At 65.0% G+C, this 752-nt stretch carries 1 protein-coding gene; it reads right to left on the bottom strand.

Annotated features, from left to right (window positions below; genetic code table 11):
- Positions 1–733 (bottom strand): Ig-like domain-containing protein (locus BTW07_RS18715; protein WP_208605441.1); only part of this gene is annotated, 733 nt, incomplete at its 3' end.
- Between the last annotated feature and the right edge of the window lie 19 nt (positions 734–752).

Here is a 752-nt window from a genome sequence, read left to right on the forward strand (position 1 = left end):
CTGTGGCAATAAAGTCCACATTGCCATCGGGCAGGGCGTTCGCGTCGCCGATGGTGAATGACCAGTTGCCGTCATCGTCGGCATCGGCAGTGCCGATCTGCGTGCCATTGGCGAGGATCGCCACCGTGGCATTGGCTTCGGCGGTGCCGGTCAGTGTCGGCGTGGCGTCGTTGGTGCTGTCGCCATCGCCGAGGGTGCCGGTCGGATCGATGTCATCGGTGGCGCTGTCGATAACTGGTGCCACCGGATCGGTGACATCGATGGTGACCGCGCCGAGGTTACCCACCCCGCTGGTGTTGCCGGCGGCATCGGTCTGACGCACCTGCACGGCGTCGGCGGTATAGTCGCCTTCCGGCAGTTCGAAGGCGGTACCCGTGCCGGGCGTCCAGCTATCGCCGCCATCGGTGGAATATTCCCACGTTGCCCCGCCTTCGAGGCCACCGACGTTGATGGTGGCGTCGCGGGTGATGCCGTCACCGTCGATGGCGGTATCCACCGCCAGCGTGGGTGTCGGGGCCTCCGGTGCCACGCTGTCCAGCGTGCTCGTGTCGGTAACCGTGCCGGTATTGCCGGCGGCATCGGTGACCGACAGCGTCGCGGTCAGTTCGCCATCAGTGAGACCGGAGAGATCCACGCCATTGGTCGTCAGATTGCCGTCCGCATCGACGGTGATATCCGCGGGATCGACAGTAACGGTATTGCCGCTGGCGTCACTGATGATCAGCGAGCTCACGGTCGCATCGCTTTCGAGG

This window comes from Salinicola socius, assembly GCF_001937195.1.
GTDB lineage: Bacteria > Pseudomonadota > Gammaproteobacteria > Pseudomonadales > Halomonadaceae > Salinicola > Salinicola socius.